This is a genomic window from Sphingomonas sp., assembly GCF_039595165.1.
GTDB lineage: Bacteria > Pseudomonadota > Alphaproteobacteria > Sphingomonadales > Sphingomonadaceae > Sphingomonas.
The window spans coordinates 1-12,929 of sequence record NZ_JBCNMA010000098.1; the positions used below are offsets into that span (position 1 = coordinate 1).

General features: G+C 67.6%; 19 protein-coding genes and 1 tRNA gene. 16 read left to right on the plus strand and 4 right to left on the minus strand.

What is annotated here, in order from left to right:
* From rpmE to ABDV68_RS14435, 10 genes are all read left to right on the plus strand, one after another.
* A partial coding sequence (gene rpmE, locus ABDV68_RS14390; RefSeq protein ID WP_343520784.1) for a 50S ribosomal protein L31 occupies nucleotides 1–152 on the plus strand: 152 nt, incomplete at its 5' end.
* A 57-nt stretch (nucleotides 153–209) separates the two neighbouring features.
* A complete protein-coding gene (locus ABDV68_RS14395; protein ID WP_343520765.1) occupies nucleotides 210–533 on the plus strand; it encodes a PilZ domain-containing protein in 324 nt (107 codons plus the stop codon).
* 67 nt (nucleotides 534–600) lie between these two features.
* Nucleotides 601–1,377 carry a hypothetical protein gene (locus ABDV68_RS14400; RefSeq protein WP_343520766.1) on the plus strand — a complete coding sequence of 259 codons (777 nt, stop codon included), beginning with the start codon at nucleotides 601–603 and terminating at the stop codon, nucleotides 1,375–1,377.
* A gap of 51 nt (nucleotides 1,378–1,428) precedes the next feature.
* Complete coding sequence (ccmC, locus tag ABDV68_RS14405) at nucleotides 1,429–2,145, plus strand: heme ABC transporter permease CcmC (RefSeq protein WP_343520767.1); 717 nt, start codon at nucleotides 1,429–1,431, stop codon at nucleotides 2,143–2,145.
* Nucleotides 2,142–2,273 (plus strand): heme exporter protein CcmD, encoded by a 132-nt coding sequence (gene ccmD, locus ABDV68_RS14410; protein WP_343520768.1) that lies wholly within the window; start codon nucleotides 2,142–2,144, stop codon nucleotides 2,271–2,273. The genes ccmC and ccmD overlap by 4 nt, the downstream gene beginning before the upstream one ends.
* Nucleotides 2,270–2,704: a cytochrome c maturation protein CcmE gene (gene ccmE / locus ABDV68_RS14415; protein WP_343520769.1), complete on the plus strand. Its 435-nt coding sequence runs from the start codon at nucleotides 2,270–2,272 to the stop codon at nucleotides 2,702–2,704. The genes ccmD and ccmE overlap by 4 nt, the downstream gene beginning before the upstream one ends.
* Nucleotides 2,701–4,635, plus strand: a complete 1,935-nt coding sequence (locus ABDV68_RS14420) for a heme lyase CcmF/NrfE family subunit (RefSeq protein WP_343520770.1) — start codon at nucleotides 2,701–2,703, stop codon at nucleotides 4,633–4,635. Before ccmE ends, ABDV68_RS14420 begins: the two co-directional genes overlap by 4 nt.
* Nucleotides 4,632–5,159, plus strand: a complete 528-nt coding sequence (locus tag ABDV68_RS14425; RefSeq protein ID WP_343520771.1) for a redoxin family protein — start codon at nucleotides 4,632–4,634, stop codon at nucleotides 5,157–5,159. Before ABDV68_RS14420 ends, ABDV68_RS14425 begins: the two co-directional genes overlap by 4 nt.
* Nucleotides 5,156–5,533, plus strand: a complete 378-nt coding sequence (locus tag ABDV68_RS14430; RefSeq protein ID WP_343520772.1) for a cytochrome c-type biogenesis protein — start codon at nucleotides 5,156–5,158, stop codon at nucleotides 5,531–5,533. The genes ABDV68_RS14425 and ABDV68_RS14430 overlap by 4 nt, the downstream gene beginning before the upstream one ends.
* A complete protein-coding gene (locus tag ABDV68_RS14435) occupies nucleotides 5,533–6,186 on the plus strand; it encodes a hypothetical protein (RefSeq protein ID WP_343520773.1) in 654 nt (217 codons plus the stop codon). Before ABDV68_RS14430 ends, ABDV68_RS14435 begins: the two co-directional genes overlap by 1 nt.
* Here ABDV68_RS14435 and cmk read toward each other — a convergent pair whose 3' ends face one another.
* Both cmk and aroA read right to left on the minus strand, forming a co-directional pair.
* Nucleotides 6,187–6,828: a (d)CMP kinase gene (gene cmk, locus ABDV68_RS14440; protein WP_343520774.1), complete on the minus strand. Its 642-nt coding sequence runs from the start codon at nucleotides 6,826–6,828 to the stop codon at nucleotides 6,187–6,189.
* Nucleotides 6,825–8,162, minus strand: a complete 1,338-nt coding sequence (gene aroA, locus ABDV68_RS14445) for a 3-phosphoshikimate 1-carboxyvinyltransferase (protein WP_343520775.1) — start codon at nucleotides 8,160–8,162, stop codon at nucleotides 6,825–6,827. Before aroA ends, cmk begins: the two co-directional genes overlap by 4 nt.
* 109 nt (nucleotides 8,163–8,271) lie before the next feature.
* On the opposite strand from aroA, the gene ABDV68_RS14450 reads away from it, so the two are divergent.
* From ABDV68_RS14450 to ABDV68_RS14460, 3 genes are all read left to right on the plus strand, one after another.
* A complete protein-coding gene (locus ABDV68_RS14450) occupies nucleotides 8,272–8,589 on the plus strand; it encodes a TIGR02300 family protein (protein ID WP_343520776.1) in 318 nt (105 codons plus the stop codon).
* Nucleotides 8,590–8,658: 69 nt separating this feature from the next.
* Nucleotides 8,659–8,734, plus strand: a tRNA-Ala gene (locus ABDV68_RS14455).
* A gap of 144 nt (nucleotides 8,735–8,878) precedes the next feature.
* Entirely contained in the window at nucleotides 8,879–9,046 is a 168-nt protein-coding gene (locus ABDV68_RS14460) for a hypothetical protein (protein WP_343520777.1), read from the plus strand.
* 24 nt (nucleotides 9,047–9,070) lie between these two features.
* Here the strand turns inward: ABDV68_RS14460 and ABDV68_RS14465 are convergent, their stop codons facing one another.
* The gene (locus tag ABDV68_RS14465) at nucleotides 9,071–10,360 is read right to left on the minus strand and encodes an MFS transporter (RefSeq protein WP_343520778.1); all 1,290 of its coding nucleotides are present in this window, start codon (nucleotides 10,358–10,360) and stop codon (nucleotides 9,071–9,073) included.
* A gap of 189 nt (nucleotides 10,361–10,549) precedes the next feature.
* Here ABDV68_RS14465 and pgsA point away from each other — a divergent pair, with 189 nt between their 5' ends.
* From pgsA to ABDV68_RS14480, 3 genes are read left to right on the plus strand one after another with little or no spacing between them, the layout of a single operon-like run.
* Nucleotides 10,550–11,104 carry a CDP-diacylglycerol--glycerol-3-phosphate 3-phosphatidyltransferase gene (gene pgsA, locus ABDV68_RS14470; RefSeq protein WP_343520779.1) on the plus strand — a complete coding sequence of 185 codons (555 nt, stop codon included), beginning with the start codon at nucleotides 10,550–10,552 and terminating at the stop codon, nucleotides 11,102–11,104.
* Nucleotides 11,104–11,355, plus strand: a complete 252-nt coding sequence (moaD, locus tag ABDV68_RS14475) for a molybdopterin converting factor subunit 1 (RefSeq protein ID WP_343520780.1) — start codon at nucleotides 11,104–11,106, stop codon at nucleotides 11,353–11,355. The genes pgsA and moaD overlap by 1 nt, the downstream gene beginning before the upstream one ends.
* Entirely contained in the window at nucleotides 11,352–11,795 is a 444-nt protein-coding gene (locus ABDV68_RS14480; protein ID WP_343520782.1) for a molybdenum cofactor biosynthesis protein MoaE, read from the plus strand. The genes moaD and ABDV68_RS14480 overlap by 4 nt, the downstream gene beginning before the upstream one ends.
* On the opposite strand, the gene ABDV68_RS14485 is transcribed toward ABDV68_RS14480, so the two are convergent.
* Nucleotides 11,765–12,685 (minus strand): hydrogen peroxide-inducible genes activator, encoded by a 921-nt coding sequence (locus ABDV68_RS14485; RefSeq protein ID WP_343520783.1) that lies wholly within the window; start codon nucleotides 12,683–12,685, stop codon nucleotides 11,765–11,767. The two genes, ABDV68_RS14480 and ABDV68_RS14485, sit on opposite strands and share 31 nt — an antisense overlap.
* Nucleotides 12,686–12,929 lie beyond the last annotated feature (244 nt).

Here is a 12,929-nt window from a genome sequence, read left to right on the forward strand (position 1 = left end):
GGGGCAAGGAAGGCGACACGATGCAGCTCGACATCGATCCGCTGGCGCACCCGGCCTGGACCGGCGGCCGTGGTCAGATGCTCGACACGGGCGGCCAGGTGGCGCGCTTCAACAAGCGTTTCGGCGGGCTTTCGCTCTCCAACAAGAAGTGAGGCATGCGGGCTGGCGGCGTTAACGCGCCATTAGCCATCGCCGCCTAGGCTTGCCCGATGATGACGTCGGGACGCAGCTTTGCAGCCGAATTCGAACCCGCGGTGCTCGGCCGGCGGCGCTCCCCGCGTGCGCCGGTCTCGCTCGATGCGAAGGTCGGCCGCGGCGGGCTCGACCGTGCGCTGTGCAAGGTCGTGGATCTGTCGATCCACGGCGCCAGGATCGAGACCTTCTCCGCGCTGCGCCGCGATTCGATGATCTGGCTGACGCTGCCGCATCTCGGACACTGGGCGGCGCGGGTGGCATGGGCCAGCGACTTCGAGGCCGGCCTCGAATTCCAGATCCCGCTGACCGAGGGCGAGTTCGAGAAGCTCGTCGCCTGAGAAACAGGCGCCTCAACTTGACTTATCGAGTATTTGATGCCCCTTTTCCTTGAAAAAGGGGGATGGGATGTCGTCGGTCAAGATTCCGAAGAAGGTGCAGGATCGCCTTGTCCTCACGCTGAAACGGTACCAGCCAATCGTCCGCAAACTGGCAGAGCGAGATATATCCGAGGCGGATACCGTTACCGTCATCAAGGACATGCTGACCGACATCTTCGGCTATGACAAATATACCGAACTGACGAGCGAACAGCAGATTCGGGGCACCTTTTGTGATCTTGCGATCAAGGTCGAGGGCAAGGTGCACTACCTCGCGGAAGTCAAGTCGGCAGGAACTTCGCTCAACGACAACCACCTGAGGCAGGCGGTGAACTATGGCGCGCATCAGGGCATCGAATGGATCATCCTGACGAACGCGATCATGTGGAAAATTTACCGTATCCGCTTTTCCCAGCCAATCGATTGGGAGGAGGTTTATTGCTTCGACATGGGCGCGCTGTCGGGCCGGTCGGGCGACGATCTAGCGAAGCTGTTCATGCTCTGCCGCGAGAGCATCAGCACGGATGCGCTGCAGGAATTTCATCGTCAGGCGCAGATATTAAATCGCTACGTCCTGGCTGAGATGCTTTTGAGCGACACGATGGTGGGTGCGCTGAAAAGGGAGCTCCGCCGTCTCTTCGAAGGTGTGCGCACCAGCGAGGAAGAGTTGCGCGTGCTTCTGGCAAATGAAGTGATCAAGCGTGATACGCTGGATGGCGAGGCGCCCAAGGCGGCAAAGGCGGCGGTGAAGAAGGCGACCACAGCACTCGCCAAACGCCAGCAGGCAAAGACCGCCGCCGGATAGCGATCGGGTTTGGACTTGGGCGGCGAATCCGCCTAAAGGCGGCCAAACGCCGTGATCCACGCACTCGCCAATCCCACGCGCTTCCTCAAGATCGCGCGACCGCTGACCCCCATTCTGTTCTGGAGCGGGCTGGCGCTCGTGCTCGCGGGCGCCTGGGGCGGGCTCACGCAGACGCCCGCCGACTATCTCCAGAAGGAGAGCGTGCGCATCCTCTACATCCATGTGCCGAGCGCGTGGCTGGGGATGGGCGGCTGGACCAGCCTGGCGATCGCCTGCTTCGCCTACCTGGTGTGGCGGCATCCGCTGGCGAGCATCGCCGCGCGCGCGATCGCGCCGGTTGGAGCGGTGTTCGCCGCCCTGTGCCTGATCACCGGATCGATCTGGGGGCGGCCGACCTGGGGTACCTGGTGGCAATGGGACGGGCGGCTGACCTCCATGCTGCTGCTGTTCTTCGTCTATGTCGCCTGGATCGCGCTCGAGCGCGCCGACCGCGAGCGTGGCGGCGACGGGCGAATCCCGGCGCTGTTCGGGATTGCGGGTACGGTGCTGCTGCCGGTGATCCGCTATTCGGTGGTGTGGTGGAACACGCTGCACCAGGGGCAGAGCCTGACGCTGACTCAGTCGACCATCGACGATTCGATGCTGTGGCCGCTGCTGCTGACCTTGCCCGGGTTCAGCCTGATGTTCGGCGGGATCGTGCTGATGCGGATGCGCGCAGCGCTGGCCAGCCAGCGCGTCGAGGCGCGGTTGCGGCGGATGACGGCATGAACCACTGGCCGTTCATCCTCGCCGCCTATGCGGTAGTCGTCGCCGGCGTCGGCGGGATCTCGCTGGCGAGCTGGCTCGAGATGCGCCGCGCCGAGCGCGCGGCCGACGCGCTGCGAGACCGGCGATGAAGCGCAAGCATCAGCGGCTGTTCCTGGGCCTCGCCGCGCTCGCCGCGATCGGCGGGGCGAGCGGGCTGGCGCTCTCGGCGCTCAAGGACCAGGCCGCGTTCTTCTACACGCCAAGCGACCTCGCGACCAAGAACCCGCCCGTGGGCAAGGCGGTGCGGCTCGGCGGGATGGTCGAGACGGGATCGCTCAAACGGTTGCCCGACGGCATCACGGTGAGCTTCGTCGTGGCCGACAAGGATGCGAAGGTGCCGGTGCGCTTCACCGGCGTTGCGCCCGACCTGTTCAAGGAAGGGTCGGGCGTGGTCGCCGAAGGCAGCTTCACGGCCGATGGCGGCTTCGTCGCGGACAATCTGCTCGCCAAGCATGACGAACGCTACATGCCGCCCGAGATCGCCGACAAGATGCCCTCCACGGACACGCTGGTTAAATGATCGCCGAAGCGGGGCTGGCGGCGCTGTGGTTCGCCGCGGCGATGGCGCTGATGCAGCTGGCGATGGCAGCTTTGGGTCTGCGCCTCAAGCAGGACGAACTGGCCGCGGCGGTGCGGCCGGTGGCGATCGTGCAGGGCGGGCTGGCGGCGCTGTCGTTCGGGCTGCTGATCGTGCTGTTCTTGCAATCCGACATGTCGGTGCTGCTGGTCGCGCAGAACAGCCATTCGGCCAAGCCATGGCTCTACAAGTTCGCGGGCGCATGGGGGAACCACGAGGGCTCGATGCTGCTCTGGGTAACCGTTCTGGCGCTGGCCGGCGCGGCGATCGCACTGCTTGAGAAGAAGCTCGACCGCGCGACGCTGACCGCGACGCTGGGCGCGCAGGCGTTCATCGCGCTCGGCTTCTATGCCTTCCTGCTGATCGCCTCGTGCCCGTTCACCCGGCTCGATCCGCCCGCGCGCGACGGGCTTGGGCTCAACCCGCTGCTGCAGGACCCGGGCTTGGCGTTCCATCCGCCGACGCTCTATTTCGGCTATGTCGGTCTTTCGATCGCCTTCTCCTTCGCGGTCGGCGCGATGGTGACGCGCGAGGTCGGCGCGGCGTTTGCGCGGGCGATGCGGCCCTGGGTGCTGGGTGCCTGGGTGTTCCTGACGATCGGCATCACCGCGGGGAGCTACTGGGCCTATTACGAGCTCGGCTGGGGCGGCTGGTGGTTCTGGGACCCGGTCGAGAACGCCTCGCTAATGCCGTGGCTGGCGGCGACCGCGTTGCTGCATTCGGTCAACGTACTGGCGGCGCGCGACGGGTTGCGGGCGTGGACGCTGATGCTCGCGGTCGTGGCCTTTTCGATGTCGATGGTCGGCACCTTCCTGGTGCGTTCAGGCATCCTTACCAGCGTGCATGCCTTCGCGGTGGATCCGACGCGGGGCAGCTTCATCCTGGTGTTGCTCGCGCTCTATATCGGCGGGGCGCTGGCACTCTACGGCCTGCGGGTCGGGCGGGTGAAGGCGGGGCAGGGGTTCGACCTGCTGAGCCGTGAGGGCGGGCTGGTGCTCAACAACCTGCTGCTCAGCGTGATTCTCGGTATCGTGCTGATCGGGACGCTTTATCCGATCGTCGCGCAGGCAATGGGCGACCAGCTCTCGGTGGGGCCGCCCTTTTTCAACAAGGCGGCGGGACCGATCGCGCTGGCACTGGTCGCGGCGATGGCGGCGGGGCCGCTGCTCAACTGGCGGCGCGATCACCTCAACGCGCTGCTCACCAAGCTGACCGTGCCGGTGACGCTGGCCGTGCTGGTGATGGCGGGGACCTTCGCCGCTGCGCCCGGCATCGGATGGATGGAGATCGTCGGACTCGGGCTCGCCGCGGGGCTGGCGGTGGCGAGCTTCGCACCGCTGTGGAAGCGCAGGCTGCTGCGCACGCCGCTGTTCACCTGGGGGATGGTGATCGCACATTTCGGCGTGGCGGTTAGCCTCGCGGGGATGGCGGCGGACAGCGCCTTCACCAGCGAGCGGCTGGTCGCGGCGCGCTACGGCCAGCCCTATTATGTCGGCCCGTGGCGGGTGGTGCTCAACGGCGTCGCGCCGGTGATCGGGAGCAACTGGTCGGCGGTCGAGGGACGCGTGACCGCGTCGCGCGGGCCGGTGGACGGGCCGATGCTCCTGCTGAGGCCGCAGCGGCGCTATTATTCCTCGCCGCCGACCGACACCGCCGAGGCGGCGATCTCGACGCGGATCGACGGGCAGCTCTATGCCGTGCTGGGCGCGCAGGACGCCGAGGGACGCTGGCAGCTGCGGCTGTGGTGGAAGCCGTTCGTGACGCTGATCTGGCTGGGCGGCGGACTGATCGCGCTGGGCGGCGCGCTTTCGCTGCTTGGACGCGTCAGGCGCGAGCGGCGCAATGCGCAGCGGCGCGAGGAGGCGGAGCTGTGAGGCGCTGGGCGATCTGGGTGCCGCTGATCGTGTTCCTCGTCGTCGTGGCGCTGGGGGCGTGGCGGCTGACCGGGCCGAGCGAGACGGTGGTCAAGTCGGCGCTGGTCGGCAAGCCGCTGCCCGACTTCAGCCTGCCGGCGATGGTGGAGGGCAAGCCGGGCCTTAGCCGCGCCGACCTCGCGACCGGCAAACCGCGGTTGCTCAACGTGTTCGCCAGCTGGTGCGTGCCGTGCATCGCCGAGGCGCCGCAGCTGATGAAACTCAGGCAGGCGGGCATCGAGATCGACGCGGTGGCGATCAAGGACTCGCCTGATGCGGTGAAGGCGTTCCTTGCACGCAACGGCGATCCTTATGCCCGGATCGGCGATGACCGCAACCGGGTGGTGCAGATCGGCATCGGCTCGGCGGGCGTGCCCGAGACGTTCGTGATCGACGGCCAAGGCCGGATCGCGGCGCAGCATATCGGCGATATCCGCGAGGAGGACGTGCCCAAGCTGCTCGCAGCGCTGGAGGCGGCGAAGTGAGCCTGGTGCTGGCCCTCGCGCTGGCGGCGGGCGCGCCCGCGGATCTCGGCTATGCGCAGCTGCCCGATGCCGCCGAGGAGGCGCAGGCGGCCGCGCTGATGGAGACATTGCGCTGCCTAGTCTGCCAGGGCCAGTCGATCGCCGACAGCGACGTCGATATGGCGGCCGACATGCGCCGCATCGTGCGGACCCGGATCGCCGCGGGCGAGAAGCCGGCGGCGGTGCGCGACTGGCTGGTCGAGCGCTATGGCAATTACGTGACTTACGACCCGCCGCTGAGCTGGACCACCGCGCCCTTGTGGTTCGCGCCGCTGCTGCTGCTCGGGGCCGGTCTGTGGCTGGCTCGCGGGACCTTGCGGAGGCGGCGCGGATGATGGGCTGGATCGCACTCGGCGGGATCGGCGTGGCGGCGTTCGCGCTGCTGTGGCTGCTCGGACTGCCGCGGACCCTGTGGTCATTCGCAGGCGCGGCGCTGATGCTCGGCGCGGCGGGCTATGCGCTGCAGGCGCGGCCCGAGCTTGGCGGCGCGCCGGTCACGGCGGCCAAGAAGGCACGGCCCGACGAGCCGATGCTGCGCGACCTGCGCAGCGCGATGTTCGGGCGCTTCACCTATATCGACGGCTATTTCTTCGCGGCCGACGCGCTGGTCCGCGGTGGCGACCCCGAGCGGGCGGCGAGGCTGATGCAAGGCGGGGTGCGATCCTCACCGGGCGACGCGGCGCTGTGGACCTGGTACGGCATGACCCTGGTCGAGGCCGACGGACGGACCGTGTCGCCGGCTGCCGGCGTCGCGTTCCGGCGTGCGGTGGCGCTGGCGCCGAAGCATCCGGGGCCGGCCTTTTTCTACGGCCTCGCACATGTCCGCACCGGGCAGTTCGCCGCGGCGTTGCCGTGGTGGAAGCGGGCGCTGGCGCTGGCGCCGCACGACGCCGCCTATCGCAAGGATATCGCGACGCGCGTGGCGCTGCTCGAGCAGTTCCTGGCGATCCAGGCACGCGAAGGGCAGGGGGCGCCGCCGACCCGCTGATCAGCGTGCGGCCGCGGCCTTCTTCGCGCGCTGGCTCTCGACCAGCTGGATCGCCTTCTCCACCGCCGCCTCGATCGAGAGGAAGCTGGTGTCGAGCACCGCGGCGTCGGGCGCGGCGATCAGCGGGGCATCGGTGCGCTTGGTATCGCGCTCGTCACGTGCGCGGATGTCGGCGAGCACCTTGTCGAGGCTGGCCATGATGCCGTTGCGGCGGAGCTCGGCGTGGCGGCGCTGGGCGCGGATCGTGGGCGTGGCCTTGACGAAAAGCTTGGCGTCGGAATCGGGTGCGATCACCGTGCCGATGTCGCGCCCGTCGAGAATCGCGCCGCCGGGCTGCTGGGCGAAGCGCTTCTGGCGCTGGAGCAAGGCGGCACGAACCAGCGGATGCGCGGAGACGATCGAGGCGACTTTACCGACCTCGTCGGTGCGCAGCCATTCGTCGGCGAGCAGCAGGTCGTCGAAGCCTGTCGCGGCGACCGCATCGGCTTCCTTCTCGGGGTCCAGCTCCTCGCGCAGCACCGTCGCGGCGACGGCGCGATAGAGTAGGCCGGTGTCAAGGTGGGGGAGTTCGTAGTGGCGCGCGAGGGCGCGGGCGATGGTGCCTTTGCCCGATGCGGCGGGTCCGTCTACGGCGATGATCATGCGTGGGTCCGGCCGGTGAGCGAATCGAGGGTTGCGAAGAAGCCGGGATAGCTGGTGGCCACCGGCGAGACGTCGTCGATGCTCACTTCGGCCTTCGCGCCGAGTCCAGCCACCGCCATGCTCATCGCGATACGGTGGTCGAGTTTCGAGGCGACCGGAGCGCCGCCGGGGATGAGTTCGCCGCCGGTGCCGGTGATGGCGAGGCCGTCTTCATATTCCTCGAGCGCGACCCCGTTAGGCCGGAGCGCGGCGACCATCGCGGCGATGCGGTCCGATTCCTTGACGCGAAGCTCCTCCGCGCCGCGCGCGACGGTGCGCCCCTCGGCGAAGGCGGCCGCCACGAACAGCACCGGGTATTCGTCGATCATGCTGGGCGCGAGATCGTGCGGAACCTCGATCGCTTTCAGCGGGGCGTGGCGGACGCGCAGGTCGGCGACCGGCTCGCCGCCGACGATGCGCGGATCGAGTTCGACGATGTCCGCGCCCATCATGCGCAGCGCGGTGGTGAGGCCGGTGCGCGTCGGGTTGAGCCCGACATTGGCGATGGTGATGTCCGAGCCCGGCACGATCGACGCGGCGACCATCCAGAAGGCGGCGGAGGAGGGATCGCCGGGTACGATGATATGTTGCGGATCGAACTCGGCCTCGCCGCGGATCGAGATGATTCGGCCCTGCGGCGTCTCTTCGACGGTCAACTCGGCGCCGAAGCCGGCGAGCATGCGCTCGCTATGGTCGCGCGTGAGAACGGGCTCGATCACGCGGGTGAGGCCCGGCGTATTGAGTCCGGCGAGCAGCACTGCCGACTTGACCTGCGCCGAGGCGACCGGAAGCGTGTATTCGATCGGCACCGCGGGGCAGAGCCCGCGCATGGTGAGCGGAAGGCGGCCGCCCGGACTCGCGGTGAAGTCGGCGCCCATCTGCGACAGCGGGTCGATCACCCGCCCCATCGGACGCTTCGAGAGCGAGGCGTCGCCGGTGAAGGTCGCGGTGATCGGATGGCTGGCGATGAGCCCCATCAGCAGCCGCGTCGAAGTGCCCGAATTGCCCATCTCGAGCGCGGTCTCGGGCTGGAGCAGCCCGCCGACGCCGACGCCCCAGACGTGCCACACGCCGTCGCCGCGGCGCTCGATCGTCGCGCCCATCGCGCGCATCGCGGCGGCGGTGGCGAGCACGTCCTCACCCTCCAGCAGCCCCTCGATGCGGCTTTCGCCGACGGCGAGTCCGGCGAACATCAGCGAGCGGTGGCTGATCGACTTGTCACCGGGGACGGTCAGGTTGCCGCGCACCGGGCCGCGGGCGGAAATGGCGAGGGGGAGGGGTGTTGCGACGCTCATCGGCGGCGGCTTTGACAGGGGGCTTGCGCTATGGCAAGGCGCCCGCCACTTCAAACGGGGATACAAATCCTCGCCACCCTGGAAATCGAAGAAAAGGCAAGAGCGGCACATGGTGAAGCCGGAATGGGGCACGAAACGGACCTGCCCGAAATGCGCGACGCGCTTCTATGACCTGACCAAGGACGAGCCGGTCACTTGCATCAGCTGCGGCACGGCCTGGGATCCCGAGCCGATCCTCAAGTCGAAGCAGCCGCTGCCGTTCGAGGTAGTGAAGGCCGAGGTCGACAAGAAGAAGGACGATGCCGATCTCGGCGACGAGGATCTGGACGTCGATGAGGACGCCGAGGGCTCGCCCGACGACGATGTCGATCTGGGCGGCGACGACGACTTGGGCGTCGACACCGGCGACGACGACGACGAAAGCTGAGCAGCCGGAAAAAACCCGGTTGCAAAGCACGCGATGGCTGCTAGAGGCCATCGCCTTCCCGGAACGGATGGGGCCGTAGCTCAGCTGGGAGAGCGTCGCAATGGCATTGCGAAGGTCAGGGGTTCGATCCCCCTCGGCTCCACCATCCTCTTCCAACGGAATGTGACAAGGGCGGCGCGAGCCGCCCTTTTTCGTTTGCGCGCGCCACGGCGCGGATGTCCCGAATTTAGACGGCGTTAACCATCATCCATGATGGTCGAAATCGTAAACAGGTCGTTAACTGTCGGCGATGCGACGCCAGGCGATCCTCGGCCGCCCCCCGGAAGGGCACCCGTTCCGGGCCACGCTGCCCGCGATCCGCGCCGAAGTGCGCAAGCGCGAGGACGACAGCGACCTCAAGCTCTTCGTGCTGAGCTACTGCGCCTTCTTCGTCTGCTTCTACACCTTCTTCCTCTGAAGTCGGCGCTCGCCCGGGGGCCTGCTAGTCGCAGGCGAGATGCAGCTTCTGCGCGATCCAGGCGGAGATGCCGCACATCCCGCACACCAGCAGCAACATGTCCTCTGGCCCGACTCCCGCAGCGGTGATCGCGATCACCGCGATCGCGCCCACGGTCATCGCGCCGGCATTGACGATGTTGTTGGCGGCGACGGTGCGCGCGGTCTGGTCCTTGGTCACGGTGGTGGTGAGGAAGGCGTAGAGCGGCACCACGAACATGCCGCCGGTGATCGAGATCCCCATCAATGTCAGCAGCAGCAGCCACGCCTGCGGCATCTTCATGAATTCGACCACGCCATAGAGCCCGCCATTGGGCGCCGGCACCCAGAAGCGCGCCTCGACCGAGAGGATGCCGACGATCACCGCCATCAGGATCACCGACATCGGCGAGTATTTGGCGGAGATCTTGCCCTTGAGCATGGCGTTGATGATGAGCGAGCCGATCGCCACGCCGACCGAGAAGATTGCGATCATCAGGCTGGCGACGCGCTCGTCGGCGGTGAGCAGGTTCTTGGCGAGCGGCGGGAAGATCACGATCAGCACCGATCCGATTGTCCAGAAGAAGCTGATCGCGCAGATCGCCAGGAACAGGCGCGGGATGTGCATCGTCGCGCCGACCAGACGCCACGAAGAGGTGATCGGGTTGAAGTTGACCTCGAGCATCGGCCCGGCGCGCGGCGCGGGGGGCACGAGGCGGCCGGTGAACCAGCCGATCGCGGCGACCGCGAGGGTCAGGAACCCGGCGGTCTCGACCGAGACCCAGCCGGCGATCACCGTGCCGAGCAGGATCGAGAGATAGGTCGCGGCCTCGACCAGGCCGGTGCCGCCGAGCACTTCGTCATCCTTCAGATGCTGGGGCAGGATCGCGTATTTGATCGGGCCGAAGAAGGTCGAGTGGGTGCCGAGCATGAACACCGCGCCGAGCATCATGCCGATGCCGATGTTGGTATAACCCATCTTCGCGACATAGATGCCGGCGCCGCCGAACAGCATGATGCCGATCTCGACCGTCTTGACGATCCGGATGATGCGCGCCTTGTCATAGGTGTCGGCGAGCTGGCCCGAGAGTGCGGAAAGCGCGAAGAAGGGCAGGATCGCGAGGCCCGTCGCCAGCGCGTTGAAATAGCTTTCCTGCTGGGGATCGTTGAACACCTGATAGGTGGCGAACAGGACCAGCGCGGTCTTGAACAGATTGTCGTTGAACGCCCCCAGGAACTGCGTGGTGAAGAGGGGCAGAAACCGGCGCTCCTTGAGCAATCCGAGCGCGTTGATCATGTGGTTGGCGGGCCTTCGTCCGTCGAAACTGGTTCAGGGCATAGCCGCGCGGGCGGCGTGGCGGCAACCGCTATCGGCGGCGCATGACAATCATGTTGCGTGCCACGCAGGGGTACGGGCGCGTCACAGGGACATGTTGCGCGCGACGGGGGATGATTGCGCAAGGCGCCGGTGCTAGAGCGGACGAAGATGCTGACGTTGCCCAACATCCTGACCTTGTCGCGAATCGTCGCGGTGCCGCTGCTCGTCTTCTTCCTGTGGTGGCCCGAATGGCGCGCGGGCTATGCGCTGGGCTTCGCGACTTACTGCCTGATGGGAATCACCGACTATTTCGACGGCTATCTCGCTCGCTCGCGCGGGACGGTGTCGAAACTCGGCATCTTCCTCGATCCGATCGCCGACAAGATCATGGTCGCCGCGGTGATCCTGATCCTGTGCGCCAAGGGCATCATCGCCGACCTGCACATGATCGCCGCACTGATCATCCTGGTACGCGAGATCGCGGTGTCGGGACTTCGCGAGTTCCTGGGCGGGATCCAAGTGTCGGTGCCGGTCTCGGCGCTGGCCAAGTGGAAGACCGCGCTGCAGCTCATGTCGCTCGGCGGGCTGGTGCTGGCGGGCGCGGTGCCCGGCTGGCCATGGGTGCACGATGTGAGCCTGGCGATGCTGTGGGGCGCGGCGGTGCTGACGCTGGTCACCGGCTGGGACTATCTGCGCGTCGGCCTGAAGCACATGGACAGCTGATGCGGCTGCTCTACTTCGCCTGGGTTCGCGAGCGCATCGGCACCGGCGAGGAAACGGTCGAGCCACCCGAGGCGGTGCGGACGGTGGCCGATCTCGCGGACTGGCTGAAGGGGCGCAGCACCGGCCATGCCGAGGCCCTGGGCGACCTCACGAAGCTGCGAGCGGCGGTGGACCATCGCTTCGTGCCGCTCGACAGCGAGCTGGGCGGCGGCGCTGAGGTTGCCTTCTTCCCCCCGGTGACGGGCGGATGATCCGCGTCTCGGTCGATCCCGCGCCAATCGATATCGGCACCGAGCTCGCCGGAATCGAGGAGACCGGGGCGGGGGCGGTGGCGAGCTTCACCGGGATCGTGCGTGCCGACGACGGGGTGACCGAGCTCGAGCTCGAACATTATCCCGGAATGACCGAGGCGGCGCTGTGCGACCTCGCCGAGCAGGCGATGACGCGCTGGAACCTGCTCTCGGCGGTGATCGTGCATCGCGTCGGACCGATGGAGCCCGGCGATCGCGTCGTGCTGGTCGCGACCGCGGCTGGCCACCGGCGTGAGGCGCTCGATGCCTGCGCCTTCCTGATCGACAAGCTCAAGACCGAGGCGCCGTTCTGGAAACGCGAGATCCGCGGCGATGCGGCGCGCTGGGTCGAGCCGCGCGCGGGCGACGGTCAGGCGGCGGCGCGCTGGAGTCCCGACTGAGCCAGCACTTCGGCAAGCAAGCGGAAGTCGCGCTCGCGCGGGGACGCCTTGCGCCACACTAGAGCGATGCGGCGTGCGGGATTGTCGGCCTGGAGCGGGCGCGCGGCGACATGCGTGTGATCGAGGATGCCCGCGTCGAGCGCCATTTCGGGCAGCATCGTCACGCCGAGGCCGTTGTCCACCATCTGAACCATGGTGTGGAGCGAGGTGCCCAGCATCGTCGCCTCCGCACGCAACTCGGGGCGGTTGCACGCGGCGAGCGCGTGGTCCTTGAGACAATGGCCATCCTCGAGCAGCAGCAGGCGGGTTTCGTCGATCTCGCTCGGCGTGACCGCGGCGTGGTCGGGCTCATACTCGCCCTCGGGAAAGGCGACGAACAGCCGATCCTCGAACAGCGGCGCCGTCTCGACGTCGCCACAGGCATAGGGGAGGGCGAGCAGCACGCAATCGGTGCGGCCGGTGTGAAGGCTCTCGCACGCCGCGCCGCTCGGCTCTTCCCGCAGGAACAGCTTGAGGTCGGGATAATCGGCGCGCAGCCGCGGGAGGATGCGGGGGAGGAGAAACGGCGCTATGGTGGGGATGACGCTCATCCGCATCTCGCCGGAGAGCGGGCGGCCGGCGGCGCGCGCGAGATCGGACAGCTCGTCGGCCTCGCGCAGCACGCGGCGGGCCTTGTCGACGATACGCTCGCCGAGTGGAGTGAAACGGACGACGCGGCGGGTGCGCTCGACCAGGACGACGCCGATCAGCGTCTCGAGCTCGCGCAGCCCGGCGGAAAGGGTGGACTGGGTGACGAAGCACGCCTCGGCGGCGCGGCCGAAATGGCCGTGATCCTTGAGCGCGACCAGATATTGGAGCTGCTTGAGCGTGGGGAGGTAGGTCTGCGCCATTGATCGATCCAAGCGATTGATGGCGGGGATATAAGTGATGGGATCAATTTATTCCACCCTGTCATCCCGGCCTTGTGCCGGGATCCACCGGGAAGCAGGCGACGCGCGAAAGGCACTTGCCCATCGCGCAAGGCGAGGTGGACCCCGGCACGAGGCCGGGGTGACGATTGTGGTTGGGCCGGCTCAGGCCGCGGCCGCCTGCGTCTCCTCAGCGGGCAGGCGGATGAGATAGTCGAAGGCGGAG

Excerpts from the sequence above, each read along its gene's own strand:
- ABDV68_RS14395 (WP_343520765.1), top strand. The coding sequence starts at position 210 with ATGATGACGTCGGGACGCAGCTTTGCAGCCGAATTCGAACCCGCGGTG.
- ABDV68_RS14400 (WP_343520766.1), top strand. The coding sequence starts at position 601 with ATGTCGTCGGTCAAGATTCCGAAGAAGGTGCAGGATCGCCTTGTCCTC.
- ccmD (WP_343520768.1), top strand. The coding sequence starts at position 2,142 with ATGAACCACTGGCCGTTCATCCTCGCCGCCTATGCGGTAGTCGTCGCC.
- ccmE (WP_343520769.1), top strand. The coding sequence starts at position 2,270 with ATGAAGCGCAAGCATCAGCGGCTGTTCCTGGGCCTCGCCGCGCTCGCC.
- ABDV68_RS14420 (WP_343520770.1), top strand. The coding sequence starts at position 2,701 with ATGATCGCCGAAGCGGGGCTGGCGGCGCTGTGGTTCGCCGCGGCGATG.
- ABDV68_RS14435 (WP_343520773.1), top strand. The coding sequence starts at position 5,533 with ATGGGCTGGATCGCACTCGGCGGGATCGGCGTGGCGGCGTTCGCGCTG.
- cmk (WP_343520774.1), bottom strand. The coding sequence starts at position 6,828 with ATGATCATCGCCGTAGACGGACCCGCCGCATCGGGCAAAGGCACCATC.
- aroA (WP_343520775.1), bottom strand. The coding sequence starts at position 8,162 with ATGAGCGTCGCAACACCCCTCCCCCTCGCCATTTCCGCCCGCGGCCCG.
- ABDV68_RS14450 (WP_343520776.1), top strand. The coding sequence starts at position 8,272 with ATGGTGAAGCCGGAATGGGGCACGAAACGGACCTGCCCGAAATGCGCG.
- ABDV68_RS14460 (WP_343520777.1), top strand. The coding sequence starts at position 8,879 with ATGCGACGCCAGGCGATCCTCGGCCGCCCCCCGGAAGGGCACCCGTTC.
- ABDV68_RS14465 (WP_343520778.1), bottom strand. The coding sequence starts at position 10,360 with ATGATCAACGCGCTCGGATTGCTCAAGGAGCGCCGGTTTCTGCCCCTC.
- pgsA (WP_343520779.1), top strand. The coding sequence starts at position 10,550 with ATGCTGACGTTGCCCAACATCCTGACCTTGTCGCGAATCGTCGCGGTG.
- moaD (WP_343520780.1), top strand. The coding sequence starts at position 11,104 with ATGCGGCTGCTCTACTTCGCCTGGGTTCGCGAGCGCATCGGCACCGGC.
- ABDV68_RS14480 (WP_343520782.1), top strand. The coding sequence starts at position 11,352 with ATGATCCGCGTCTCGGTCGATCCCGCGCCAATCGATATCGGCACCGAG.
- ABDV68_RS14485 (WP_343520783.1), bottom strand. The coding sequence starts at position 12,685 with ATGGCGCAGACCTACCTCCCCACGCTCAAGCAGCTCCAATATCTGGTC.